Origin of the sequence: Neorhizobium tomejilense (genome assembly GCF_964254135.1) — a bacterium.
GTDB classification, from domain to species: Bacteria; Pseudomonadota; Alphaproteobacteria; order Rhizobiales; family Rhizobiaceae; genus Neorhizobium; species Neorhizobium tomejilense.
The window spans coordinates 200,757-223,503 of record NZ_CAXUSO020000001.1; the positions used below are offsets into that span (position 1 = coordinate 200,757).

23 protein-coding genes are annotated in these 22,747 nt (G+C 60.8%); 20 read left to right on the plus strand and 3 right to left on the minus strand.

The window, feature by feature from the left end:
• The first annotated feature begins 2 nt into the window (after window positions 1–2).
• From ACSQ3G_RS00995 to ACSQ3G_RS01090, 20 genes are all read left to right on the plus strand, one after another.
• Entirely contained in the window at window positions 3–1,106 is a 1,104-nt protein-coding gene (locus ACSQ3G_RS00995; RefSeq protein ID WP_436108724.1) for a flagellar hook-associated family protein, read from the plus strand.
• A 35-nt stretch (window positions 1,107–1,141) separates the two neighbouring features.
• Entirely contained in the window at window positions 1,142–1,489 is a 348-nt protein-coding gene (flaF, locus tag ACSQ3G_RS01000) for a flagellar biosynthesis regulator FlaF (protein WP_037085209.1), read from the plus strand.
• The gene (gene flbT / locus ACSQ3G_RS01005) at window positions 1,486–1,935 is read left to right on the plus strand and encodes a flagellar biosynthesis repressor FlbT (protein WP_037085211.1); all 450 of its coding nucleotides are present in this window, start codon (window positions 1,486–1,488) and stop codon (window positions 1,933–1,935) included. Before flaF ends, flbT begins: the two co-directional genes overlap by 4 nt.
• Window positions 1,926–2,366, plus strand: coding sequence for a flagellar hook assembly protein FlgD (gene flgD / locus ACSQ3G_RS01010; RefSeq protein WP_436108725.1), 441 nt, complete (start codon window positions 1,926–1,928; stop codon window positions 2,364–2,366). Before flbT ends, flgD begins: the two co-directional genes overlap by 10 nt.
• A gap of 52 nt (window positions 2,367–2,418) precedes the next feature.
• Window positions 2,419–2,685: a flagellar biosynthesis protein FliQ gene (gene fliQ / locus ACSQ3G_RS01015; protein ID WP_037085216.1), complete on the plus strand. Its 267-nt coding sequence runs from the start codon at window positions 2,419–2,421 to the stop codon at window positions 2,683–2,685.
• 122 nt (window positions 2,686–2,807) lie between these two features.
• Window positions 2,808–4,895 carry a flagellar biosynthesis protein FlhA gene (gene flhA / locus ACSQ3G_RS01020; RefSeq protein ID WP_046664742.1) on the plus strand — a complete coding sequence of 696 codons (2,088 nt, stop codon included), beginning with the start codon at window positions 2,808–2,810 and terminating at the stop codon, window positions 4,893–4,895.
• A gap of 28 nt (window positions 4,896–4,923) precedes the next feature.
• Window positions 4,924–5,676, plus strand: a complete 753-nt coding sequence (gene fliR / locus ACSQ3G_RS01025; RefSeq protein WP_046630736.1) for a flagellar biosynthetic protein FliR — start codon at window positions 4,924–4,926, stop codon at window positions 5,674–5,676.
• A 9-nt stretch (window positions 5,677–5,685) separates the two neighbouring features.
• A complete protein-coding gene (locus tag ACSQ3G_RS01030) occupies window positions 5,686–6,087 on the plus strand; it encodes a hypothetical protein (RefSeq protein WP_046630738.1) in 402 nt (133 codons plus the stop codon).
• Window positions 6,088–6,244: 157 nt separating this feature from the next.
• The gene (locus ACSQ3G_RS01035; protein ID WP_105404129.1) at window positions 6,245–6,796 is read left to right on the plus strand and encodes a rod-binding protein; all 552 of its coding nucleotides are present in this window, start codon (window positions 6,245–6,247) and stop codon (window positions 6,794–6,796) included.
• Window positions 6,797–6,821: 25 nt separating this feature from the next.
• Window positions 6,822–7,187, plus strand: coding sequence for a hypothetical protein (locus ACSQ3G_RS01040; protein ID WP_105440957.1), 366 nt, complete (start codon window positions 6,822–6,824; stop codon window positions 7,185–7,187).
• Complete coding sequence (locus ACSQ3G_RS01045) at window positions 7,187–7,735, plus strand: hypothetical protein (protein WP_046664740.1); 549 nt, start codon at window positions 7,187–7,189, stop codon at window positions 7,733–7,735. Before ACSQ3G_RS01040 ends, ACSQ3G_RS01045 begins: the two co-directional genes overlap by 1 nt.
• 180 nt (window positions 7,736–7,915) lie before the next feature.
• Entirely contained in the window at window positions 7,916–8,560 is a 645-nt protein-coding gene (locus ACSQ3G_RS01050; RefSeq protein WP_436108726.1) for a hypothetical protein, read from the plus strand.
• Between the two features lie 107 nt (window positions 8,561–8,667).
• Window positions 8,668–10,401 (plus strand): GumC domain-containing protein, encoded by a 1,734-nt coding sequence (locus tag ACSQ3G_RS01055; protein ID WP_436108727.1) that lies wholly within the window; start codon window positions 8,668–8,670, stop codon window positions 10,399–10,401.
• A gap of 119 nt (window positions 10,402–10,520) precedes the next feature.
• Window positions 10,521–11,420 (plus strand): bifunctional methylenetetrahydrofolate dehydrogenase/methenyltetrahydrofolate cyclohydrolase FolD, encoded by a 900-nt coding sequence (folD, locus tag ACSQ3G_RS01060; protein WP_436108728.1) that lies wholly within the window; start codon window positions 10,521–10,523, stop codon window positions 11,418–11,420.
• A gap of 139 nt (window positions 11,421–11,559) precedes the next feature.
• Window positions 11,560–12,921, plus strand: a complete 1,362-nt coding sequence (locus tag ACSQ3G_RS01065) for an ABC transporter substrate-binding protein (protein ID WP_436108729.1) — start codon at window positions 11,560–11,562, stop codon at window positions 12,919–12,921.
• Window positions 12,922–13,012: 91 nt separating this feature from the next.
• Entirely contained in the window at window positions 13,013–14,026 is a 1,014-nt protein-coding gene (locus tag ACSQ3G_RS01070; protein ID WP_436108730.1) for a carbohydrate ABC transporter permease, read from the plus strand.
• Between the two features lies 1 nt (window position 14,027).
• Window positions 14,028–15,185, plus strand: coding sequence for a carbohydrate ABC transporter permease (locus tag ACSQ3G_RS01075; RefSeq protein ID WP_250809425.1), 1,158 nt, complete (start codon window positions 14,028–14,030; stop codon window positions 15,183–15,185).
• Window positions 15,186–15,213: 28 nt separating this feature from the next.
• The gene (gene bglA, locus ACSQ3G_RS01080; RefSeq protein ID WP_436108731.1) at window positions 15,214–16,869 is read left to right on the plus strand and encodes a beta-galactosidase BglA; all 1,656 of its coding nucleotides are present in this window, start codon (window positions 15,214–15,216) and stop codon (window positions 16,867–16,869) included.
• A 22-nt stretch (window positions 16,870–16,891) separates the two neighbouring features.
• Window positions 16,892–17,980 (plus strand): ABC transporter ATP-binding protein, encoded by a 1,089-nt coding sequence (locus ACSQ3G_RS01085; protein ID WP_436108732.1) that lies wholly within the window; start codon window positions 16,892–16,894, stop codon window positions 17,978–17,980.
• Window positions 17,981–18,158: 178 nt separating this feature from the next.
• Entirely contained in the window at window positions 18,159–18,515 is a 357-nt protein-coding gene (locus ACSQ3G_RS01090; RefSeq protein ID WP_046611702.1) for a hypothetical protein, read from the plus strand.
• 74 nt (window positions 18,516–18,589) lie between these two features.
• Here the strand turns inward: ACSQ3G_RS01090 and edd are convergent, their stop codons facing one another.
• The 3 genes from edd to zwf all read right to left on the minus strand — a co-directional run bounded on the left by edd (window position 18,590) and on the right by zwf (window position 22,681).
• Entirely contained in the window at window positions 18,590–20,407 is a 1,818-nt protein-coding gene (gene edd / locus ACSQ3G_RS01095) for a phosphogluconate dehydratase (RefSeq protein WP_436108733.1), read from the minus strand.
• A 97-nt stretch (window positions 20,408–20,504) separates the two neighbouring features.
• Entirely contained in the window at window positions 20,505–21,203 is a 699-nt protein-coding gene (gene pgl / locus ACSQ3G_RS01100) for a 6-phosphogluconolactonase (RefSeq protein WP_436108734.1), read from the minus strand.
• A 5-nt stretch (window positions 21,204–21,208) separates the two neighbouring features.
• Complete coding sequence (gene zwf, locus ACSQ3G_RS01105; RefSeq protein WP_105417586.1) at window positions 21,209–22,681, minus strand: glucose-6-phosphate dehydrogenase; 1,473 nt, start codon at window positions 22,679–22,681, stop codon at window positions 21,209–21,211.
• Window positions 22,682–22,747 lie beyond the last annotated feature (66 nt).

A 22,747-nucleotide genomic window follows, 5' to 3' on the forward strand; every position in this document is an offset into this window, starting at 1 on the left:
TCATGAAGACCTCTTTCATTTCCACATTGTCGATCCAGACCACGATGCGAAACTCCATCTCGAACGTTCAGCGCGAGATGGTGAAGGCGAACCAGGAGGCCGTGAGCCAGAAGCACGCCGATCTTGGCGTCGCGCTTGGCGCCAACACCTCGCGGGCTCTCGATCTTTCCCGCGACATCACCCGCACCGACTCGCTTCTGACCACGGCCGCGCTCGCGACACAGCGTCTCGAAACCGCTGAGCTTTCGCTCAAGAGCATGAACGAGCAGGGCTTGAAGATTCAGGGCGCGATTCTGGCGCTCCGAGGCTCGGCCGACGAAACGAGCCTCTCGACCGCGCGCCTGGCCATGTCCGACGCGCTGGACGCATTCACGAATTTCGCCAACACCGCCGTCCAGGGCGAGTATATCTTCTCCGGCATCAATTCAGACGTGAAGCCGATGGAGGATTATTTCGCGCCGGCATCGCCGGCCAAGGCTGCGGTCGCCGCCGAACTCACTCAGTACCTTTCGGACAATGCCATTCCGAGCAAGGAGCAGATGACGCAGGCCCAGATGAACGGCTTCCTGGATAGACTGGAAAGCAAGTTCAACGGTTCCTCGCCGCTGGCGAACCCGCCGCATCCGGCGGCGGTCGCTGGCCAGGACTTCTGGAAGACCTACTTCTCGAATGCCAGCGACGAGAACATGAAGAGCCGCATCAGCCCGACGGAAGTGGTCGAAAGCTCGACCAATGCCAACAGCCAGGGCATGCGCAACTTCGCTTTCGCATCGATCATCTCGATGGAATACCTGCAGGCCGGGATGGACCAGGGTGCCCGCGCGGCCGTTACCGATCGCACCACGAGCGTCATCAACAAGGCGATGAACAGCGAGGGCAGCATCAACCAGCAGCGCACGTCGATCGGGATCTATACCGAACGTGTCTCCAAGGCTGAGGAAAGGTTGCAGGCGCAGAAAGACATTCTGACGACCAGCCTTGGAAGCATGGAGAACGTCAACCCGGAAGAGGCGGCAACCCGTCTCAACACGATGAAGACGCTCCTCGAAACTGCATATACAGTAACGGCAAAGATACAGCAGCTGAGCCTGGCCAACTTCCTTTGATGAATAAAGGAAGGCTCGTGACGAAGGATACATGAATGTACCAATTTTCATATGCCGAGATCATGGAGGACGGCGTTGCCAACGCCAAGGATCGCGAGCGGCAGGCCCTGGATCGTTCTATCGATCTTCTGATCGCGGCTCGCGATGAGAAGAACTATACGCGCACCACGGTTGAGGCTTTGTTCTACACCCGGCGTGTCTGGATCCGTTTTGTCGAGGATCTGAAGCATCCGGATAACGAGTTGGCCAATGAACTTCGTGCGGATCTGATCTCGATCGCAATCTGGATACTGAAGGAATGCGAAAAGATCAGAAACCGCGAATCGACGAATTTCCAGGGCATTATCGATGTGACCACCATCATCAGGGATGGACTTAAATGAAAAGTACGCTTCGCATCTCTTTGAAATCCGGCGAGCGGATATTTATCAACGGCGCGGTTCTGCGCGTTGATCGCAAGGTCGCGCTGGAATTTCTCAATGACGTCACGTTCCTTCTGGAGAACCATGTTCTTCAGCCGGAAGATGCGACGACGCCGCTTCGGCAGCTCTACTTTATCGCCCAGATGATGCTCATCAACCCGGACGGCAAGGAACAGTCGACGACATTGTTCCGCAAGTCGGTAGCAATGCTGCTGACCTGCTTTACCGACGATGAGATGCTGGCGGAACTCAAGCGCATCGACGGCATGGTTGCATCTGGCCGGGCCTTCGACGCTCTGAAGGCAATCCGCGCGCTCTACCCCATCGAAGACCGTATCCTCAACAATCGGGAACTCGCGCCGGCAACCGTCGAGCGGATTCGCAAGGAGATAGCACCGTGGCGGTAGACCCGATCAACAACAACAACCCTTATGCCTCCGGCAATAACAAGACACCCTCGTCCGACCAGTCGGCGGCAGGCCTGAACTACGACAACTTCCTGCAGCTCCTCATCGCTCAGATGAAGTATCAGGATCCGACCGATCCGATGGACGCGAGCGAGCAGATTGCCCAGCTCGCCACCTTCTCGCAGGTCGAGCAGTCCGTGAAGATGAACTCGAACCTGCAGTCGCTCATCCAGGCGAATTCGTTCTCGCAGGCAGCCGATATGATCGGCAAGTACGTCACCAGCGCCGACGACAAAACGACTGGTATCATCAAACAGGTGGAAATCTACTCCGACGGTCTGGTGGCGATCACCGAGAAGGGTGATAAGGTCCTCATACAGCCCGGCATCATTCTTTCGAATCAGCCGCCAACGACGCCTCCGGCGACCTGAGACCAGACGACGCGGCATGATGCCGAAACATTAAGCAGACGGAGCCGGCGCAATGAATGAAGCCGATGCCCTTGATATCATGCAGGCGGCGATCTGGACGATCTTGATCGCCTCCGGTCCCGCGGTCCTTGTGGCGATGGTCGTGGGCGTCCTGATCGCGTTTCTCCAGGCTCTGACGCAGATCCAGGAGATGACGCTGACTTTCGTGCCGAAAATCGTCGCCATCATGATCACGATCGGCATTACCGCGCCGTTTATCGGCGGCCAGATCAATCTTTTCGCCAATCTGGTATTTTCGCGGGTGCAATCGGGGTTCTGACCCGGTTGCCGCCCGCCTATCCTTTTTCATCTACCCACCTTCGCGCAAGCTTCGCCCTTTAGGCAGGACATGAACTGGTAGGAGTACTTCCTGCCGCCATCTCATGAAGAGACGGGAAAGTCATGGCGCAACCACCTTCACTATCCATTCCGAAAGTAGCCCCGAACGGTCGCGATCTCGGATTTGCGGGCGGCATCGTCGCCATCCTCTGCATCCTCTTCCTGCCGATCCCGGCATTCCTGATCGACCTTGGCCTGGCCTTCTCGATTGCCTTCTCGGTCCTGATCCTGATGGTGGCGCTGTGGATCCAGCGGCCGCTGGACTTCTCGTCCTTCCCGACCATCCTGCTCATCGCCACCATGGTGCGATTGTCGCTCAACATCGCGACGACGCGCGTGATCCTGTCGCATGGCCATGAGGGCCATGGCGCGGCCGGCAACGTGATCCAGGGCTTCTCCGGCCTCGTGATGTCCGGCGACTTCGTGATCGGCGTGATCGTCTTCATGATCCTCGTCACCGTGAACTTCATCGTCATCACCAAGGGCGCCACCCGTATCGCGGAAGTCGGCGCCCGCTTCACCCTCGACGCCATTCCCGGCAAGCAGATGTCGATCGACGCGGACCTCTCGGCCGGCATCATCGACGAGAAGGAAGCGCAGCGCCGCCGCTCCGAGCTGGAGGAGGAAAGCTCCTTCTTCGGGGCGATGGACGGTGCGTCGAAATTCGTTCGCGGCGATGCGATCGCCGGCCTCATCATCACCGCCATCAACATCTTCGGCGGCATCATCATCGGCTATTTCCGCCACGACATGCAGATCGGCGAAGCCGCCGACGTGTTCGTCAAGCTGTCGGTCGGTGACGGTATCGTCACGCAGATCCCGGCTCTCATCGTTTCGCTCGCCGCCGGCCTTCTGGTCACCCGCGGCGGCACGGCCGGCTCCACCGACAAGGCCGTCGTCGATCAGCTGAGCGGCTATCCGCGCGCCCTTTCGATGTCTGCCGGCCTAATGGCGCTTCTGGCGATCATCCCCGGCCTGCCCTTCCTGCCCTTCATGGCACTCGGCGGCCTGATGGGCTTCGGCGCCTGGCTTGTTCCGCGCCGTATTGAGGCGGAGAACAAGGCTCGTCGCGAAGACGAGGAACAGAAGGTCGTCCAGACCAAGGAAATGGAGAAGGATTCGGTCAAGTCGGTTCTCAAGACGTCCGAAATCGAACTCGCTCTCGGCAAGCAGGTCTCCACCCGGCTGCTTGGCGCCCACCAGGAACTCGCCTTCCGCGTCGGCAAGATGCGCAAGAAGTTCGCGACGCAGTACGGTTTCGTGGTGCCGGAAATCAAGGTCACCGACGACATCTCGATCCAGGAAAAGTCCTATCAGATCCGTATCCATGGCACGACGATCGCGTCGAACGCCCTACGGGTCGGCGACGTTCTCGTGGTCACCGGATCCGGCCGCAAGCCGAGCATCCCGGGCGACGAGATCCGCGAACCCGCCTTCGGCATGCCGGCGGTGTCGATCCTCGAAACCTTCGCCGAAGACTTGAAGCGCGAAGGCTTCCACCCGATCGACAACGTCTCGGTGGTGCTGACCCACTTGTCGGAAGTCATCCGCAACAACCTGCCGCAGCTTCTCTCCTACAAGGACGTGAAGATCCTGATCGAGCGTCTCGATCCCGAATACAAGAAGCTCGCCGACGAGATCTGCTCGTCGCACATGTCCTATTCCGGCCTTCAGGCGGTGTTGAAGCTCCTGCTCGCCGAGCGCGTTTCGATCCGCAACCTGCATCTCATCCTGGAAGCGGTGGCCGAGCTCGCCCCGCATGTGCGCAAGACGGAGCAGATCGTCGAGCACGTGCGCGTTCGCATGTCGCAGCAGCTCTGCGGCGACCTCGCCGACAACGGCGTGCTGCGCGTACTCCGCCTCGGCAACAAATGGGACATGCTGTTCCATCAGGCGCTCAAGCGCGACGGCAAGGGCGAAGTGGTCGAGTTCGACATCGACCCGCGCACGCTCGAAGAATTCAGCGAGCAGGCGACGAAGGTCATCCGCGAATTCATGGATCGGGGCCTGCCTTTCGTGCTCGTCACCTCGCCGGAAACGCGTTCCTACGTCCGCATGATCATCGAGCGGCTGTTCGCGACCCTGCCGGTTCTGTCCCATGTGGAACTCGCCAAGGGCCTCGAAATCAAGATACTGGGCGCCATTTCGTGATAGACTGTCCGCAAAGGACGATTCTCGCATGATTACAGACCCGCAGGGGACCATTCTCGCACTTTTCCTTGCGTTTTGCCGCATGGGTACGTGCGTGATGGTTCTCCCGGGACTGGGAAGCGGCCGCGTGCCGGTTCAGGTGCGATTGTTCGTGGCGGTCGCCCTGTCCATGGCCGTGCTGCCGGTTCTTTGGGATCAGATTTATCCAAGAGCCTCCGAGCCGACGGCCACCTATCTTGGCCTGATCTTCACCGAGGCCCTGATCGGCGCGGTTTATGGATTGATAGCCCGGCTCTATACGCTCGGCATGCAATTTGCCGGCACCATCCTTACCATGTCGATCGGCTTCACGGCGCCGGGCGGCCATGACATTTTCGAAGATTCGCAGGAAAACCAGCTGACCATTCTGCTGACGCTGAGCGGCCTGCTGCTCCTGTTCTTGATGGATTTCCACCACATCGTGTTCCGCGCGCTGGTCGATTCCTATGCGGCGACGCCGGTCGGCGCGCTGATCGATCCGCAGAAGATACTGATCACGCTGACGGATACGTTGCGCGCGTCGACCATCATCATGTTGCGGCTGGCAAGCCCGTTCCTGATCTTCGGCCTGATGTTCAACGTGGCGATCGGCCTCATCAACAAGATGGCGCCGCAGATCCCGATCTTCTTCATCTCGACGCCCTTCCTGCTGATGGGAGGGCTTTTCCTTCTCTATCTGTCGATCGCCGCCTTTATCCGCCAGTACGCGGATGGTTTCGCGCCGATCTTCAGGTCCTTCTAGGAGATCGCAATGGCAGGTCCAGTCAAGCGGTCGGACAAACTCAAGCGCTTGGTGGCGGTCCAGCGGCATCTCGAAACGATGGCTGAACACGAGCTTGCTGCGACGACCCGATACCGCGCCGAGGTCAATCAGTCGATGGAAGACGTCATCGATGCGATCGGCTCGATGAACCCGGTACACCGGCAGTTCTCTCAGCATTATTCGGAACGCTTCGGCCGCCTGACCACGAAGGAGCGCCAGCTTGCCGGCGTTCAGCAGATCCAGGAAATGAAGGTGCTCAAGGAGAGGACCAAGGCCGACCGCCTGGAAGAACACATGAAGGACGCCCGTGATCACGAAGACCGCGAAGTGGCCGACGATGCGATCTACGAGCTGATCGATATCACGCTCGCCCTCGAGCAAGTCAAATAGACTGGCCAGCCTCCAGCAAGCTTCGACCTTCATAGTCTCGTCATTGCACTGATTACCGGTTCGATTGAAGTCGGGCGGGATCATGTGCCATTTCAAACTGTTGCTGCGCTCTTGCACCTTTAGGATGCGGCTCGCGGCAGTCATGAAAGGAGCTGACGTGGCGATTTCACCTCCGAGCGATCTGGTCATGGACGTCGTCCGCGCTGCGGACCCGACTGCCGTTCAGGAAGCGCAGGCCAAGCTGAAGGCGAACAAGGCGGCCTTTGCCGCGACCAGCCTTGCCGAAGTTGGCAAGGGTTTTGGTGCAGCCATGAAATTCATCGACACGCCCGGCACGACGGCGGGTCTCGGCAATCCGGAAGCACCGAAGAAGGTCGCCGAAATGCCGGAGGAATACCGCAAGTTCGAAGCATCGGTTCTTTCGACATTCGTGAATTCCATGCTCCCGAAGGAGACCGAGGAAGTTTACGGCAAGGGCTCCGCCGGTGAGTTCTGGAAGGGCATGATGGCCGAGAAGATCGCCGACGAAATGTCGAAAAAGGGCGGTGTCGGCATCGCCGAGCAGATGTATTCGCAGGCGCTCGCCCGTGCGGAGCGTCAGGCCTCGGTCAATCCGACCACCAATGAGACTGATCGCAGCCGCGCAATGAGCATGATCACCGATTTCGAGCGGCAGGTTCTCGGCGTCGATAAGAAGAGTGAGGCCTGATATGCATCAGACTGGGGCAGAAAATATGGAAGTCATTTCGAATGATTATCGCATCAAGACCGTGCTTGGCCGGTTGGAGATGATAATCGACAACGAAAATCAGCGCATCGGCCGAGATCCGGAATTCGACCTGAAAGTGTCGAACGCGCACAAAAGCCGCTGCCTCTACGAATTGACCATGCTGTTCCGCGGCACCGATCCGAAGCAGCTTGCCACCGGACATATCGATCAGATGCATGGTTTGAAGAGCAAGCTGGCGCTCAATGCCCGCCGGGTCGAGGCGCATCTTCACGCTGTTCGCGCTGTCGCCGATCTCTTGAAGAACGCTGCCCGCGATGCGGACGACGACGGCACCTACACCCAAGAACAGTTCACCTACGGCCAGGCCTGATGGTCAAGCTCCTTCTCACTGGTCTGTGGGTCTGCATCGTCACGCTTGGGGCGGTGTATTTCTCCGTGCAGATGTCCGCAGCACCTGCGCCGGTCGACGAAGAGGCCAGGCGGAAGGAGCTTCTTCAACTGGTGCGCGGGGAATCGATCACCATTCCGATGATCGCGGACGGTGCTATCACCGGTTATTTCTTGAGCCGTGTCTCCTTCATGATGGACAAGGAAAAGATCAAGAATACCAAGCTGCCGATTACCGAACTGACGACGGACCAGCTTTTCACGCTGCTGATCGGCAACCAGATGGTCGATCTCAGCAAGCCCGGCGCGTTCAACCTCGAAAAATTCCGCACCAGCATCAAGGACAACTTCAACAAGAAGCTCGGCGAGGGCCTGGTGGCGGAGGTTCTGGTCGAACAGCTCGACTACCTCTCCAAGGAAGACATTCGCAACAACGCCTCGCGCGGCAACAAGAACCCGAACCCGGGCAAGAAGATTGTCGAGGGCGTGAAGATCGAAGATCCGAAAGCTTCGCCCACGGCCGGCCACTGACGACCGCTACGGCGATAACACAACGAATATATAGGCCGGCCTTGAGGGTCGGCCTTTTTGTTGCGAGAGCCTCGGAAATACGGGCATCGTTCGCATTTTACCAATCGATTTAAAGGCGATTTCAGAGCGCGCTGCTAGACCTTGGGGACGAATTGGTCTTGCCCCATGGGGAGCGCATCGATGAACGCATCCGGAGACTTCCTGGCATCCGCTTCACCCCGGACCCTGTTCGGCCTGCGTGTCTGCGATCTCGGATGGAACGCAACGCTCGGCCTCATGGAAAGCCTGATCGCGCTGCGCGGCAACCGCACGACACTCGGCTTCCTGGACGAGCGGACGGCTTTCCGTCAGATGATTGATCCCGCCTACCGCAGTCAGTTGGGCCGCAGGACGCTTCTGCCGGGTGGCGGCCGCGCCTTCGCCATTCTCGCCAAAGCGTGGCATGAAAGACCGACACCGGTGCGTTTTTCGGCCAGCATGTTCGTCCCGGCCCTGTTGAGCTTCCTGGAAAAGGGGCATCGCATCGGCATAGCCGGCGAGGATACCGCGCGGGTCGAAGCCCTCCGCGAGCATTTCGCCCGCCATGCCCCCTGGCATGACGTGGCGGTCGTAACCCTCGACCAGGATATGCCGCAGCGTTTCGACCTTGTCCTCGTCGATGCAGCGGGTCTTGGCCAGGAGCGGCGGATCGAGCGCCGGCTGGCTTCGGTCCGCACCGGATTGGTGGTGATGACCGGGACTGGGCTGTCCACCTTCATCGAAGGCAAATCGGCGCCCGCAGTGCCCCAGGCGACAGCCCCGTCCCGGCAGCCGTCTTTCGCCTGACAAGTTAACCCTTTCTTTGCCATGAAATTTTAGACTGCCTTAATCAGAGGGCTGCCCGCGGGATGCCGGCGGCCTCAGATTAGCGCGGTCTTCCCATGTATCAGTCGGTGAAAATCGAAGACGACCGAAACCCTGACCCGGCAGCAATGCTCGCCGGCACCGGTTCCGTGTTCGCCGGATTGCGATCCGCGGCCCTCAAGGTTGGCGCCCTCACGGTGATCGGCGCTCTTTTGCCGCTGCTGTTTGTCGAGACGGTTCCGCATCAGTTCAGCGCCGAGACCCGGCTGAAGGTCGAGGCGGCGAGCGAAGGCGCGATCAACACGGCTGCTGCCGCGCTGCGCTCCAGGACCAGCCTCGACAATGTCATCCGTGCCCTGAATCTCGGCCGCGACAGCGAGTTTTCGGTCGACCGTCCGAGCGTTGTCAGGATCGTGTCGGATATCGTCTCCGGTGAGGCGATGACCGTGTCCGAGGCCGAGAACCGGCTGCGCGAGCGACTTTCCCAGGCGATCGTAACGAGCTACGACCGCCGCGCCGGCCAATTTGCGATCTCAGTCACTGCGAGTGAGCCGGAAGAGGCGGCCCGCATCGCCAACATGCTCGGCGACACATTCCACGACGAGATCGCATTCTCCGGCACAAGGTCGTCGGGTCCGGTGGTGGAGAAGCTGCGCCAGACACTCGAGCATGGGCAGGCCGCTCTTTCCGGCTTCATCGCCGAGACCGACGCGCAGAAGCTTGCCGAGCTGCGCCGGACCGAGGGCGACGGACAGCAGCTCAGCGCGGAAATAAACGAGGCGACGGCGCAGCTTGGTGAGCTGAGGCAGAAGGCGGCACAGGCGTCCGCCATGAAGCTTTCGGACGTACTGAACAAGCCCCTGCCGGACAGTCTCGAATATACTGGCCTCGACTATCAGCGGCAGAGGCATGTCGAGGCAAAGCTTGCCGTCGACCAGCTTTCGAGCGATCTCGGCCCGCGTCACCCACGGCTTGCTGCGGCTCAGGCGGCGCTGGCGGATGTCAAAGACGACATCCAGGACGCGCTGAAGCAGCTCGGGACCTCGCTTCGTCAGCAGGAGACTGCCGCAGCCAAACATCTGGCTGAGCTCAAGGCGAAGCAGGCGAAGAAACCCGACGACAAGGAAATAGCCGATTCCGCCGCAAGGCTTGCGGCTCTCGAAGCTGCCGTGGACGAGGCACGGCGAAATTATCTCGAAGCGCTGCACGGCTCCGAAGCCAAGGCATCCACGGGCAAGGTGTCGGTCGTCGTTCCGGCCGTGGCGGCATCCGCGGCCGTCCTGGGTCCCTCATCCGCTGAAGTTTCGGGCATCGGTGCCCTGATCGGGTTCTCCCTCGGTGTTGCCCTGGTTTTTCTGAGGCGCGGAACACCGCGTCCCGCGACCTCCGCCGATGAAACGGATCCGGCCGATGAGCCCGCGCTGATTGTCGACCGGGACCTGCTGGCGGAGCATCTGGACGAGCGGGATTTCCTCCACGACGAGTATGATCCGACTTACGATCGGCCGACCTATGAGCCGCAGCCGTCCTGGCGCCCGCGCCATCCGGCGCCCGCCAATGACAGTCCGCTTGCCGATCACATCCGCGAAATGCTGATGGTCAATCGCCGTCCGGCCCCGGAGGCGGAGCTTCCTTCCCTGGTCGCGGCCGTCATGGCGGGCCGTCTTGCCGATGGACCGTCCTATGGTGCACCTCGTCGTCCGGTTCCCTCGCCCGAGGAGGTCCGAAAGGCGGAGGAACTTCGCGAGCTTCGCCGGAACATGGCGGAGTTGCGCGAACGGGTTCAGGTCTATTCCGACCGCCGGAACGCCTCCCGAGGATAAGAAGCCTGCGACATCGAATCCGCTTGCATTTGCCGTCTGCGACCAGCATAGGCGTTGGTGGGCAAATTCAGAACATGCTCAATGTATACATTGGCGGCGGTTTCAAGCGGGAGGTGCGCATGGCTGTGGTGATCGATGGTAAAGAGGCGGCAGCATCGGTAATCACCGCGGTGACCGAGGCTTCGGGTTCGCTCGAGAGGGAAACCGGCGTGAAGCCAGGCCTTGCAGTCGTCATCGTCGGCGACGATCCGGCCAGCCATGCCTATGTCAATTCCAAGAGCAAGATGGCCAAGCAGTGCGGCTTCAAATCGATCCAGCACAGTCTGCCCGACGACACCACTCAGGAAACGCTTGAGAAGCTGGTGGCCGAGCTCAATGCCGACCCGTCCATCCATGGCATTCTCGTCCAGCTCCCGTTGCCGAAGCACCTGAACGCCGAGCCGGTCATCCTGTCGATCTCGCCAAAGAAGGACGTTGACGGTCTGCACGTCGTCAATGCCGGCAAGATTGCGACCGGCGACCTTGAAAGCGGCTTGATTTCCTGCACCCCTGCCGGGGCGATGTTGCTGGTCAACCGTATACATGGCCGTGACCTTTCGGGTCTCAACGCTGTCGTCATCGGCCGCTCCAACCTGTTCGGCAAGCCGATGGGTCTGCTGCTCCTGGCCGCCAATGCGACCGTTACCATGGCGCATTCAAAGACGAAGGACCTCGGGTCCGTATGCCGCAATGCCGATATCCTGGTTGCCGCCGTCGGCCGCCCGCAGATGGTCAAGGCCGACTGGGTGAAGCCCGGGGCAACCGTCATCGATGTCGGCATCAACCGTGTAGCGGCGCCCGACAAGGGCGAGGGCAAAACCCGGCTGGTCGGTGACGTGGCCTATGCGGAAGCCGCTGAAGTTGCTGGCGCCATCACGCCGGTCCCCGGCGGCGTCGGCCCGATGACCATTGCCATGCTGATGGCCAACACCGTCATCGCGGCCTATCGCACGGCCGGCAAAACCGCACCCAGATTCTGATCCTGCGGGGACAGATTTTTTCATTTGTTCCACACCGGCTGCGCGGGGGTTGACTCCTCCGCGAGAGCGTTAAATCTCTCCCCATGTTTTGGAACTCCCGGCAGGGTAGAAAAAGCCGGGACAGCGGGAGGATATTTCAATGAAGGCATCATTTTGGATCGGTACGGCGCTGGCAGCGCTTCTTGCCGGTGGCACGGTCGCCCAGGAGCTGAAATTCGCGCCCGGCCAGGATTCGAAATTTAACTGGAAGAGCTATGAGGATTTCAAGGCTGCCCACGCCAATCTCAAAGGGCAGAACCTGACGCTCTTTGGCCCCTGGCGCGGCGAGGACGAGGTGCTGTTCAACAGCGTTCTCGCGTATTTCAATGCCGCGACCGGCATCAATGGCCGCTATTCCTCTTCGGAAAATTACGAACAGCAGATCGTCATCGACACCCAGGCCGGTTCTCCGCCGAACATCGCCATCATTCCGCAGCCCGGCCTGCTGGCCGATCTCGCAGCCAAAGGCTTCCTGACCTCGCTCGGCCAGGAGAACTCCGACTGGGTCAAGACCAACTATGGTTCGGGCGGGGACTGGATCCGTTACGGCACCTACAAGGGCAAGGACGGCAAGGAGGCCTATTTCGGCTTCCCCTTCAAGGCCGATTTCAAATCCATGGTCTGGTATGTGCCCGAAAACTTCGAGGAAGCGGGTTACGAGGTTCCGAAGACCATGGAGGACCTGATCAAGCTCAGCGACCAGATCGTCGAGGACGGCGGTGTTCCATGGTGCATCGGTCTCGGCTCCGGTGGCGCGACGGGCTGGCCGGCGACGGACTGGGTCGAGGACATGATGCTGCGCACCCAGAAGCCGGATGTCTACGACAAGTGGGTGAGCAATGAAGTCAAGTTCAATGATCCGGCTGTTGTTGGCGCGATCGATGAATTCGGCAAGTTCGCCAAGAACCCCAAATATGTGAGCGGCGGCGTCGCTGCCGTTTCCTCCACCGACTTCCGCGACAGCCCGAAGGGCCTCTTCGGCATTCCGCCGAAATGCTACCTTCATCATCAGGCATCCTTCGTTCCGTCCTTCTTCCCTCCGGAGACCAAGCTCGGCACCGATGCCGACTTCTTCTACCTGCCCACCTATGCTTCGAAGCCGGACCTCGGAACACCGGTTCTCGGCGCCGGCACGATGTTTGCCATCACCAAGGATTCGCCCGCCGCCAAGGCGTTCATCGAATTCCTGAAGACGCCGATCGCCCACGAGGTCTGGATGGCGCAGTCGTCGTTCCTGACGCCGTTCAAGGGCGCCAATTCGAATGCCTATGCCAATGAGGTGCTGAAGAAGCAGGGCGAGCTTCTGACCACTGCCACGACATTCCGCTTCGATGCCTCCGACCTGATGCCCGGCAAGATCGGCGCCGGCGCGTTCTGGACCGGCATGATCGACTATGTCGGCGGCAAGGACGCCAAGACCGTGGGGACCGATATCCAGAAGGCGTGGGACGGTTTGAAATAAGCCTCCCCCAGTGGGCTCTTGAATACGACCGCGCCGGACGCCGGCGCGGTCCAATAAAAGCTACGCATAAAACCGTGAAAAGGGGAGAGCCATGATATCGCAGATCGTTTCAGCCGTCGGCGTCGTGATCGCCGGCGTTTTCGTCTGTGCCTTATATTACTGGCTCTCCGACAAGATCCTTCAAATCGTCTTTCCCGTGCCGGTCGAGAATGTCCGCACCGCCTCCGTCAATCTCAACCGCCGCGCCATGGTGCGTCCCTGGCTGTTTCTCGGCCCGGCGCTGCTCCTGCTGGTCGTCTATCTCGTCTATCCGGTCGTCGCGACCTTCTTCCTTTCCTTCTACGATCGGTCGGGCGGCAATTTCGTCGGTCTTGCGAATTATCGCTGGGCTATCCAGGACGCGCAGTTCCGCCAGTCGATCTTCAACAACATACTCTGGCTCGCCGTAGTGCCGGCAGCGTGTACCTTCTTCGGCCTCGTCATCGCGGTGCTGACCGACCGCATCTGGTGGGGCAACCTCGCCAAAAGCCTGATCTTCATGCCGATGGCGATCTCCTTCGTCGGCGCTTCGGTGATCTGGAAGTTCATCTACGAGTATCGCGGCGGCAGCGAAACGCAGATCGGCCTCCTCAACGCCATCGTGCAGGCCATTGGCGGCTCTCCGCAGGTATGGATCTCGCTGCCGTTCTGGAACAATTTTTTCCTGATGGCGATCCTGATCTGGATCCAGACGGGCTTTGCCATGGTCATCCTGTCGGCGGCCCTGCGCGGCATCCCCGAGGAGACGATCGAGGCGGCGGTGATCGACGGCGCCAGCGGCTGGCAGATCTTCTGGAAGATCATGGTGCCGCAGATCTGGGGCACCATCGCCGTCGTCTGGACGACGATCACCATTCTCGTGCTGAAGGTCTTCGATATCGTGCTGACCATGACCAACGGCCAGTGGAACACCATGGTTCTCGCAAACCTGATGTTCGACTGGATGTTCCGCGGCGGGGGAGACAGTGGCCGAAGCGCGGTCATCGCGCTGATCATCATGGCCGCCGTCACGCCGATCATGATCTGGAACATCCGCCAGGCGAACAAGGAAATGGGAGGCCATTGAGATGAGTGCAACCGCAAGCCTCCGCCGTATCGGCCTTCCGCGCCTTATCGTCCACGTCTCCGTCCTTGTCATCTGCATCATCTGGCTCATCCCGACGCTCGGCATCCTCGTCACCTCCTTTCGAGAAGCGGGCCAGATCACCGCGTCGGGCTGGTGGACCGCCTTTACGGGCGCCGCCGAGACGAGCGCCGCCCGGCTCGGTGAGCCTTCGACAGCCAAGCAGAATGGTACGAACTATGTCATTTCGGGCTCCGTCTTCGAGGGAGGGAAGGGCGGCACCGTGCGCGCCTTCGGTACCCGCGTTGCCGCTCCGACGGAATTTACAGCGGGGCAGCCCGCCGATATCGGCAATGGCGAGACGCTGACCGTCAACGAGGACGGCAGTTATACCTATTCCAAGAACGCGCCTTTCGAGGGCCGCGGCAAGCGCGTTTACCTCTCTGTCGCCACTCCGCCATCCTTCACCACCGAAAATTACCGCACGGTGCTGACCTCTCAAGGGATCGGGCAGTCCTTCGTCAACTCGCTGACGGTCGCGGTTCCCGCAACGATCATTCCGATCCTGATCGCCGCCTTTGCGGCCTACGCTCTGTCCTGGATGGAATTTCCCGGGCGCGCCCTCATCATCGCCCTGGTGGTCGGGCTGATCGTCGTGCCTTTGCAGATGTCGCTCATTCCGCTTCTGAAGATGTATAACGAGATCGGCAATTTCTTCGGCGTGCCGTCTCGCAGTTATGCGGGCATCTGGCTTGCGCACTCCGCCTTCGGCATGCCGCTCGCGATCTATCTTTTGCGCAACTACATCTCCGGTCTGCCCCGGGAAATCATCGAATCCGCCCGCGTCGACGGTGCCAGCGATTTCGAGATCTTCGTCAAGATCATCCTGCCGCTGTCATTTCCGGCGCTCGCATCCTTCTCGATCTTCCAGTTCCTGTGGACGTGGAACGACCTCCTCGTCGCCATGGTCTTCCTCGGCACAGGCAAGGATCAGCTGGTCCTCACCGGCGCTCTGAACGCACTTCTGGGCTCAATGGGTGGAAAGTGGGAAATCCTGACGGCTTCGGCCTTCATAACGATCGTCGTGCCGATTATCGTCTTTTTCGCCCTTCAGAGATATCTCGTCCGCGGACTGCTTGCCGGCTCCGTCAAGGGCGGCTGATCAACATCGAACGACAACAGGATATTGAATGAGCGTTTCAGCAGAAGTCCCCGCAGCACCGGACAAGGACTGGTGGCGTGGGGCCGTTATTTATCAGATTTATCCGCGCTCCTATCAGGACTCGAACGGTGACGGCATCGGTGATCTGAAGGGCATCACCGCCCGTCTGCCACATGTGGCAGCGCTCGGCGCGGACGCGATCTGGATCTCGCCCTTCTTCCCGTCGCCGATGCGGGATTTCGGCTACGACGTCTCGAACTACACGGATGTCGATCCGATGTTCGGCTCGCTGTCGGATTTCGACGGTCTGATCGCCGAGGCGCACCGGCTCGGCATCAAGGTGATGATCGACCTCGTCATGTCGCACAGTTCCGACCAGCACGCCTGGTTCATCGAAAGCCGGTCGAGCCGCTTCAATCCCAAGGCGGATTGGTATGTCTGGTCCGACGCCAAGCCGGACGGCACGCCGCCCAACAACTGGCTGTCGATCTTCGGCGGATCGGCCTGGCATTGGGATCCGACGCGCATGCAATATTACATGCACAACTTCCTGACGTCGCAGCCGGATCTCAATCTGCACAACGCGGAAGTCCAGGATGCGCTGCTCGACATGACCCGCTTCTGGCTGAAGCGCGGCGTCGACGGTTTCCGCCTCGACACGATCAACTTCTATTTCCACGACAAGGAACTGCGCGACAACCCGGCACTCGATCCGTTGCGCCGGAACGCTTCCACCGCGCCTGCGGTAAACCCCTATAACTTCCAGGAGCATCTCTACGACAAGAACCGGCCGGAGAACTTGGAATTCCTCAGGCGCTTCCGCGCCGTGCTCGACGAGTTCCCGGCGATCGCCGCCGTCGGCGAAGTGGGCGACAGCCAGCGTGGTCTGGAAATCGTCGGGGAATACACGTCCGGCGATGACAAGATGCAGATGTGCTACGCGTTCGAATTCCTGGCGCCCGATCCGCTGACGCCGGCGCGTGTCTCCGAGGTGCAGAAAGCATTCTCGGTCGCCGCACCGGACGGCTGGGCCTGCTGGGCCTTCTCGAACCATGACGTGGTCCGCCATGTGAGCCGCTGGGGCCACGACGTTCTCGACCGCGACAGTTACGCCAAGATGGCATCCGCCATCCTGATGTCCCAGCGCGGCTCGGTCTGCATCTATCAGGGCGAGGAACTCGGATTGACCGAGGCCGATATTGCCTATGCCGACCTGCAGGATCCCTACGGCATCCAGTTCTGGCCGGAATTCAAGGGCCGCGACGGTTGCCGCACCCCGATGGTCTGGGACAGCCAGGCATTGCAGGCCGGCTTCTCCACGGCTGAGAAAACCTGGCTGCCGATCCCGGTCGAACATCAGCTTCGGGCCGTCGGCGCTCAATACGGCGATCCCGCATCGGTTCTGGAACAGTACCGACGGTTCCTCGCCTTCCGCAAGCAGCACCCGGCCTTTGCCAAGGGCGATATCGAATTCCTGGCCGAGGACGTCACGGTGCTCGGCTACAAGCGCCAATACGGCAACGAGACGCTGCTCTGCCTGTTCAACATGAGCGCGGCGGAAGCGGCAACCGAGCTGCCGGCCGGCGATTGGGAAGTGCTGACCGGCCACGGCTTCGAAAGCGGGCTTGAAGGCAGGCGTGTCGAACTACCGGCTTGGGGCGCGTTTTTCGCCCATCACGCGTAACGAGAACAAAGGGGAGGAAAACATGGCTGGTGTCGTTCTGAAGGATATCCGCAAGGCCTACGGCCAGGTGAAGGTGCTGCACGGCATCGACCTGGAGATCAGCCAGGGCGAGTTCGTCGTGTTTGTCGGGCCGTCCGGCTGCGGCAAGTCCACGCTGCTGCGGATGATCTCCGGGCTGGAAAGCATCACCGGCGGCGAGATGTTCATCGACGGTCAGCTTGTCAATGACGTGCCGCCATCGAGGCGCGGCATCGCCATGGTTTTCCAGTCCTACGCGCTTTATCCGCATATGACGGTCTATGACAACATGGCCTTCGGCATGCGGATCGCCAAGGAAAGCCGTGACGAGATCGACCGCCGGGTGCGTGCGGCGGCCGATATCCTCCAGCTCACTCCCTATCTCGACCGTCTGCCGAAGGCGCTGTCCGGCGGCCAGCGCCAGCGTGTCGCCATCGGCCGCGCCATCTGCCGCGATCCAAAGGTCTTCCTGTTCGACGAACCGCTTTCCAATCTCGACGCGGCGCTGCGCGTCGCCACCCGCATCGAGATCGCCAAGCTGAAGGATTCGATGCCGGACACGACGATGGTCTACGTGACCCACGACCAGGTGGAGGCGATGACGCTCGCCGACCGTATCGTCGTGCTATCGGCCGGCCGTATCGAACAGGTCGGCGCCCCGCTCGAACTCTACGAGCGGCCCCAGAACCTCTTTGTCGCCCGCTTCATCGGCTCGCCGGCGATGAACATCATCCCGGCTACGGTGACGGAGACCGGCGAGATGACCACGGTTGCGCTGAAGGGCGGAAAATCGGTGCACCTGCCGGTGCCGACAGCGGCTTCGGAAAAGGGCAAGCCTGCCAGTTTCGGGGTGCGGCCGGAAGATTTGTCGATCGCCTCAGGCGAGGACTATCTCTTCGAAGGCCAGATCGGAATCATCGAGGCGCTTGGCGAGGTGACGCTGCTTTATATCGAAGGCTTGGCTGATCAAGAGCCGATCATCGCCAAGATCCCCGGCATTCTGCAGGTGAAGAAGGGCGAGAAAATGCGCTTTTCAGCAGACCTCAAGAAACTGCACCTTTTCGACGCAGAAGGTAAGGCCTACCGCATCTAGGAGTAACTATCCGTTTACTGTGATTTTGCGATATGCAATTGGAGTTGTTCTGATTTGGGACTTCAAAACACTCTGTTAAATTTCGCCGGCTAGGCTTCCTTCCATTAAGCAATGGAGGGATGTCGTGAGTGCGACTCCAAGTAACAAAAATCACTTTTTGAACAAGGAAGAGTCTTTCATGTATGACCGGGAAGCCCGGTTCAAGATGGAAGACACGATGAATGCGGCGCGTATCGAATATACGGAAAACGGCGTGATGAACATGGCGCAGCGCCGCTGTGACGTCATCCGTATCTCGATGAGCGGCGCCGTCCTCGGCATCCTGACCCAGTATAATCTGCCGAAGCAGTTCTATCTCGATATTCCCGACGCGCGCATTTCCAAGGTCGGTTGCCTGCTGATGCGCACCAACGCCAACAACACGATCGAGGTGCGTTTCCTCTCGCTGCTCAAGCAGAAGGAACTGGACCGCATCTTCATATTCTCGACCCATCCGAACCATCGCGACCGGACGCTGGATATCCGCTCCTGGTAACCCGGTTCATGACCTGAAAAAGGAAACGGCGGCTCCACGGCCGCCGTTTTCGTTTCTGCCGGCAATCAGCCTGTTTACCCAAACACGCTGGCGCCCATGTCCGCGGTGCCGACATGGCGGCGGAAGGGGGCGAAGAGTTCGCGGCCCATGCCGAACTCGTTGTCGGAAAGATCGACGACGACGGGTGTGCGAGCCCCAAATTCCGCGGCGTCCACCAGCACTTCCAGCGTTCCGGCGACAGCGTCGAGGCGGATCATGTCGCCGTCCTTGATCTTGGCGATAGGCCCGCCGTCGCTGGCCTCCGGGGTGATGTGGATCGCTGCCGGTACCTTGCCGGAGGCGCCGGACATGCGGCCATCGGTCACCAGCGCCACCTTGAAACCGCGATCCTGGAGCACGCCGAGCGGCGGAGTGAGGCGGTGCAGTTCCGGCATGCCGTTCGCCTTCGGTCCCTGGAAGCGCACCACGGCGATGAAATCCCTGTTGAGTTCGCCACGCTTGAATGCTTCCTGCAGACCCTGCTGATCGTGGAAGACGATCGCCGGCGCTTCGACGATGTGGCGTTCCGGCTTGACGGCGGAAATCTTGATAACCGCCTTGCCGAGATTGCCCTTGAGCATCTTGAGGCCGCCATTCGATTGGAAGGGGGTCTCGATCGGCGCCAGCACCTTGAGGTCGCCGCTTTCATTCGGGGTCGACTCGCGAACAACGGCGCCGTTGGCATCGAGCTTCGCCTCGACCGTATACGCTTCCAATCCATGGCCGAAGACGGTGCGCACGTCGTCATGCACCATACCGGTCTTCAGGAGCTGCTTGATCAGGAACCCCATCCCGCCGGCGGCATGGAAATGGTTCACGTCGGCAAGCCCGTTCGGATAGACGCGGGCAAGCAGCGGCACGACGTCGGAAAGCTCGGAAATATCCTGCCAGGTGAGCAGGATGCCGGCCGCACGCGCCATGGCGACGAGGTGGAGGGTGTGGTTGGTCGATCCGCCGGTCGCATGCAGGCCGACGACGCCGTTGACCACGGAGCGCTCGTCGATCATCTCGCCGGCCGGCGTGAACTCGTTGCCCAGAGCCGTGATCGCCAGCGCCCGCTTGGCGGCCTCGCGGGTCAGCGCTTCGCGCAGCGGCGTGCCCGGATTGACGAAGGAGGCGCCGGGCATGTGGAAGCCCATGATCTCCATCAGCATCTGGTTGGAGTTTGCGGTGCCGTAGAAGGTACAGGTGCCGGGGCCGTGATAGGACTTGGATTCCGCCTCTAGCAGTTCGGCGCGGCCCACCTTGCCCTCCGCATAGAGCTGGCGGATGCGCGACTTCTCGTCGTTCGGAAGTCCCGTGGTCATCGGGCCGGCGGGAATAAAGACAGAGGGCAGGTGGCCGAAGCTGAGCGCTGCGATGACGAGGCCCGGCACGATCTTGTCGCAGATGCCGAGGAAGACGGCCGCGTCGAACATGTTGTGCGACAACCCGATGCCGGCCGCCATGGCGATCGCATCGCGCGAGAAGAGCGACAGCTCCATGCCAGGCTGGCCTTGGGTGACGCCGTCGCACATGGCCGGCACGCCGCCGGCGACCTGCGCTATGCCGCCGGCTTCCCGTGCCGCCTCGCGAATGATCGGCGGGAACGTCTCATAGGGCTGATGCGCCGAGAGCATGTCGTTATAGGCGGTGATGATGCCGAGGTTCGGGACGACGTCTCCTGCAAGCGCGTCCTTCTCGGCGGGGGAACAGACCGCAAAGCCATGGGCGAGATTGCCGCAGGAAAGCGTCGACCTGTGCGGGCCGCGCGTGGCCGCCCGCCGCACGCGGTCGAGATAGGCTTCACGGTGGGGTTTCGAGCGTTCGACGATACGGGCGGTGATTGCCTCGATGCTGGAATGAGCGGCCATGGTCTTGTCCTCTTGTGCTCAACCCCGGCTTGGGAGGGACAGGACCTTCGGGAGGGCCCTAAGCCACCGGGATTGCTCGCGTTGAAAAGTCGGCGCTTTAGGGCGCCCAGAAAATCTGCAGCGGCGAAGCGGCTCGATTGAGCACGGCGCGGATCGGCATGTCCGTTTCGTCGGAGCCGGCCTTTGCCGCTTCGAGCACGTCCTTCTTGCCCTCGCCTTCGATGTGCAGCACCAGGAAACGCGCATCCGAAAGGCTGGCGAACGAGAAGGTCAGCCGCTCTTCGCCGGCACCTTCCGCCTGCATGGTCAGAACGCCGCGGGGGCCGGAAAGATCGAGTGCTCGGGCAAGATTATTCCCATGCGGGAAGAACGAAGCCGTATGGCCGTCGCCGCCCATACCGAGGATCGCCACGTCGAACGGATTGCCGATGCCGGACGTCTTTTCGGTTGCGATCACGGCCGCTTCATCGATCGACGGCGCTTCGTAGTAGAGAGGTATGAACTTGGCGGCAGCCGCCTTGTCTTTCAGCAGATGTGCCGACACCAGAAGGTGGTTGGAACGCGGGCTGTCCGCCGGCACGAACCGTTCGTCGACCAGCGTCACGGTGACCTTGCTCCAGTCGATATCGCGGGTCGCCAGCGCCTCGAAGAACTTCTTCGGAGTAGAGCCGCCCGAGACCGCGATCGAGGCGGTGCCCCGGTCGCGGATCGCTGTTTCAAGATGTGCCGCGACCTCGTCCGCCAGGCTGGCGGCGAGGGCGGCGGCATCCGCAAATTCAAGCATGTTCGCAGTCATGACCCTTAGCCCTCATGCCATGTCCGGCCGTCGCGCTCGATGAGGGCGATCGCCTGGCTCGGACCCCAGGTGCCGGCGGTGTAACCCTGCACCTGCTGGCCGGCCGCTTCCCAGCCTTTGAGGATCGGATCCACCCAGCGCCATGCGGCTTCCACTTCGTCGCGGCGCATGAACAGCGTCTGGTTGGAGCGGATCGTGTCGGTGAGCAGGCGCTCGTAGGCATCCGGATTGCGCACCGAGAAGGCTTCCGCAAAGCTCATGTCGAGCGAGACGTTGCGCAGCCGCATGCCGCCCGGGCCCGGGTCCTTAATCATCAGCGACTGCTTGACGCCTTCGTCCGGCTGCAGGCGGATGATCAGCTGGTTGGCCGAAATGCGACCGGCAGCCGCGTCGAAGATGTTGTGCGGGATCGGCTTGAAGGTGATGACGATCTCGGACATGCGGGCTGCAAGCCGCTTGCCGGTGCGGATGTAGAAGGGAACGCCGGCCCAGCGCCAGTTGCCGATCTCGGCCTTGATGGCGACGAAGGTCTCGGTGTTGGAAACGCCGCCTTCGAGCTCGTCGAGATAACCTTTTACCGGACCGCCTGCGGATGCGCCGGCGCGGTACTGGCCGCGCACCGTCATCTGCTCGACATTGGCTTCGGTGATCGGCTTCAGGGCGCGCAGCACCTTGAGCTTCTCGTCGCGCACCGATTCCGAATTCATGGAGGAGGGCACTTCCATGGCGACAAGGCAGAGGAGCTGCAGAATGTGGTTCTGCACCATGTCGCGGAGCGCACCCGCCGTATCGTAATAACCGGCGCGGCCTTCGAGGCCGACGGCTTCGGCGACCGTGATCTGCACGTGGTCGATATGATCGGCGTTCCACAGCGGCTCGTAAAGCGCATTGGCGAAACGCAGCGCCATCAGGTTCTGCACCGTCTCCTTGCCGAGATAGTGGTCGATGCGGAAGATCTGGTCTTCGTGGAAGGCCTTGCCGATCATGTCGTTGAGCTGCAGTGCCGACGCGAGGTCGCGGCCGATCGGCTTTTCAACGACGATGCGGGTCGACCGGGTGATCAGCTTGTGGTCACGGATCTTTTCGGAAATCGGGCCAAAAATGCCGGGCGCCACGGCGAGATAGAAGACGCGGATGCGCTCCTTGCCGTCGTCGAGCAACTTCTTGAGTTCGGCCCAGCCGCCCTCGGCCTTTGCGTCGACCGAAATGTAATAGATCCGCTGGAGGAACTTCTGGACTTCCGCCTCGTCGTATTCGCCCTGCTTCAGATGCTCTTTCAGGGCATCCTGGGCGAACTTGCGGTAATCCTCATGTGAAAGCGTACTGCGCGAGGCGCCGATGATGCGGGTTGGCTCGGTGAACTGACCCTCGATCTGCCGGTGGTAGAGGGCCGGAAGGAGCTTGCGTTCCGCAAGGTCGCCGGTACCGCCGAACACGATACAATCAAAGGGTTCAACTGGGATGATCTGGCTGCTCATCGCTGTTCTTTCGTCCTGCATGGTTGGGTGCATACTTATTCTAATCGATTTAAAAACGCTAGCCCG

Bases quoted from the DNA above. Each gene is read 5' to 3' on its own strand.
- ACSQ3G_RS00995 (WP_436108724.1), top strand. From the start codon at position 3: ATGAAGACCTCTTTCATTTCCACATTGTCGATCCAGACCACGATGCGA.
- flaF (WP_037085209.1), top strand. From the start codon at position 1,142: ATGTACCAATTTTCATATGCCGAGATCATGGAGGACGGCGTTGCCAAC.
- flbT (WP_037085211.1), top strand. From the start codon at position 1,486: ATGAAAAGTACGCTTCGCATCTCTTTGAAATCCGGCGAGCGGATATTT.
- fliQ (WP_037085216.1), top strand. From the start codon at position 2,419: ATGAATGAAGCCGATGCCCTTGATATCATGCAGGCGGCGATCTGGACG.
- flhA (WP_046664742.1), top strand. From the start codon at position 2,808: ATGGCGCAACCACCTTCACTATCCATTCCGAAAGTAGCCCCGAACGGT.
- fliR (WP_046630736.1), top strand. From the start codon at position 4,924: ATGATTACAGACCCGCAGGGGACCATTCTCGCACTTTTCCTTGCGTTT.
- ACSQ3G_RS01030 (WP_046630738.1), top strand. From the start codon at position 5,686: ATGGCAGGTCCAGTCAAGCGGTCGGACAAACTCAAGCGCTTGGTGGCG.
- ACSQ3G_RS01040 (WP_105440957.1), top strand. From the start codon at position 6,822: ATGGAAGTCATTTCGAATGATTATCGCATCAAGACCGTGCTTGGCCGG.
- ACSQ3G_RS01045 (WP_046664740.1), top strand. From the start codon at position 7,187: ATGGTCAAGCTCCTTCTCACTGGTCTGTGGGTCTGCATCGTCACGCTT.
- ACSQ3G_RS01050 (WP_436108726.1), top strand. From the start codon at position 7,916: ATGAACGCATCCGGAGACTTCCTGGCATCCGCTTCACCCCGGACCCTG.
- folD (WP_436108728.1), top strand. From the start codon at position 10,521: ATGGCTGTGGTGATCGATGGTAAAGAGGCGGCAGCATCGGTAATCACC.
- ACSQ3G_RS01065 (WP_436108729.1), top strand. From the start codon at position 11,560: ATGAAGGCATCATTTTGGATCGGTACGGCGCTGGCAGCGCTTCTTGCC.
- ACSQ3G_RS01070 (WP_436108730.1), top strand. From the start codon at position 13,013: ATGATATCGCAGATCGTTTCAGCCGTCGGCGTCGTGATCGCCGGCGTT.
- ACSQ3G_RS01075 (WP_250809425.1), top strand. From the start codon at position 14,028: ATGAGTGCAACCGCAAGCCTCCGCCGTATCGGCCTTCCGCGCCTTATC.
- bglA (WP_436108731.1), top strand. From the start codon at position 15,214: ATGAGCGTTTCAGCAGAAGTCCCCGCAGCACCGGACAAGGACTGGTGG.
- ACSQ3G_RS01085 (WP_436108732.1), top strand. From the start codon at position 16,892: ATGGCTGGTGTCGTTCTGAAGGATATCCGCAAGGCCTACGGCCAGGTG.
- ACSQ3G_RS01090 (WP_046611702.1), top strand. From the start codon at position 18,159: ATGTATGACCGGGAAGCCCGGTTCAAGATGGAAGACACGATGAATGCG.
- edd (WP_436108733.1), bottom strand. From the start codon at position 20,407: ATGGCCGCTCATTCCAGCATCGAGGCAATCACCGCCCGTATCGTCGAA.
- pgl (WP_436108734.1), bottom strand. From the start codon at position 21,203: ATGACTGCGAACATGCTTGAATTTGCGGATGCCGCCGCCCTCGCCGCC.
- zwf (WP_105417586.1), bottom strand. From the start codon at position 22,681: ATGAGCAGCCAGATCATCCCAGTTGAACCCTTTGATTGTATCGTGTTC.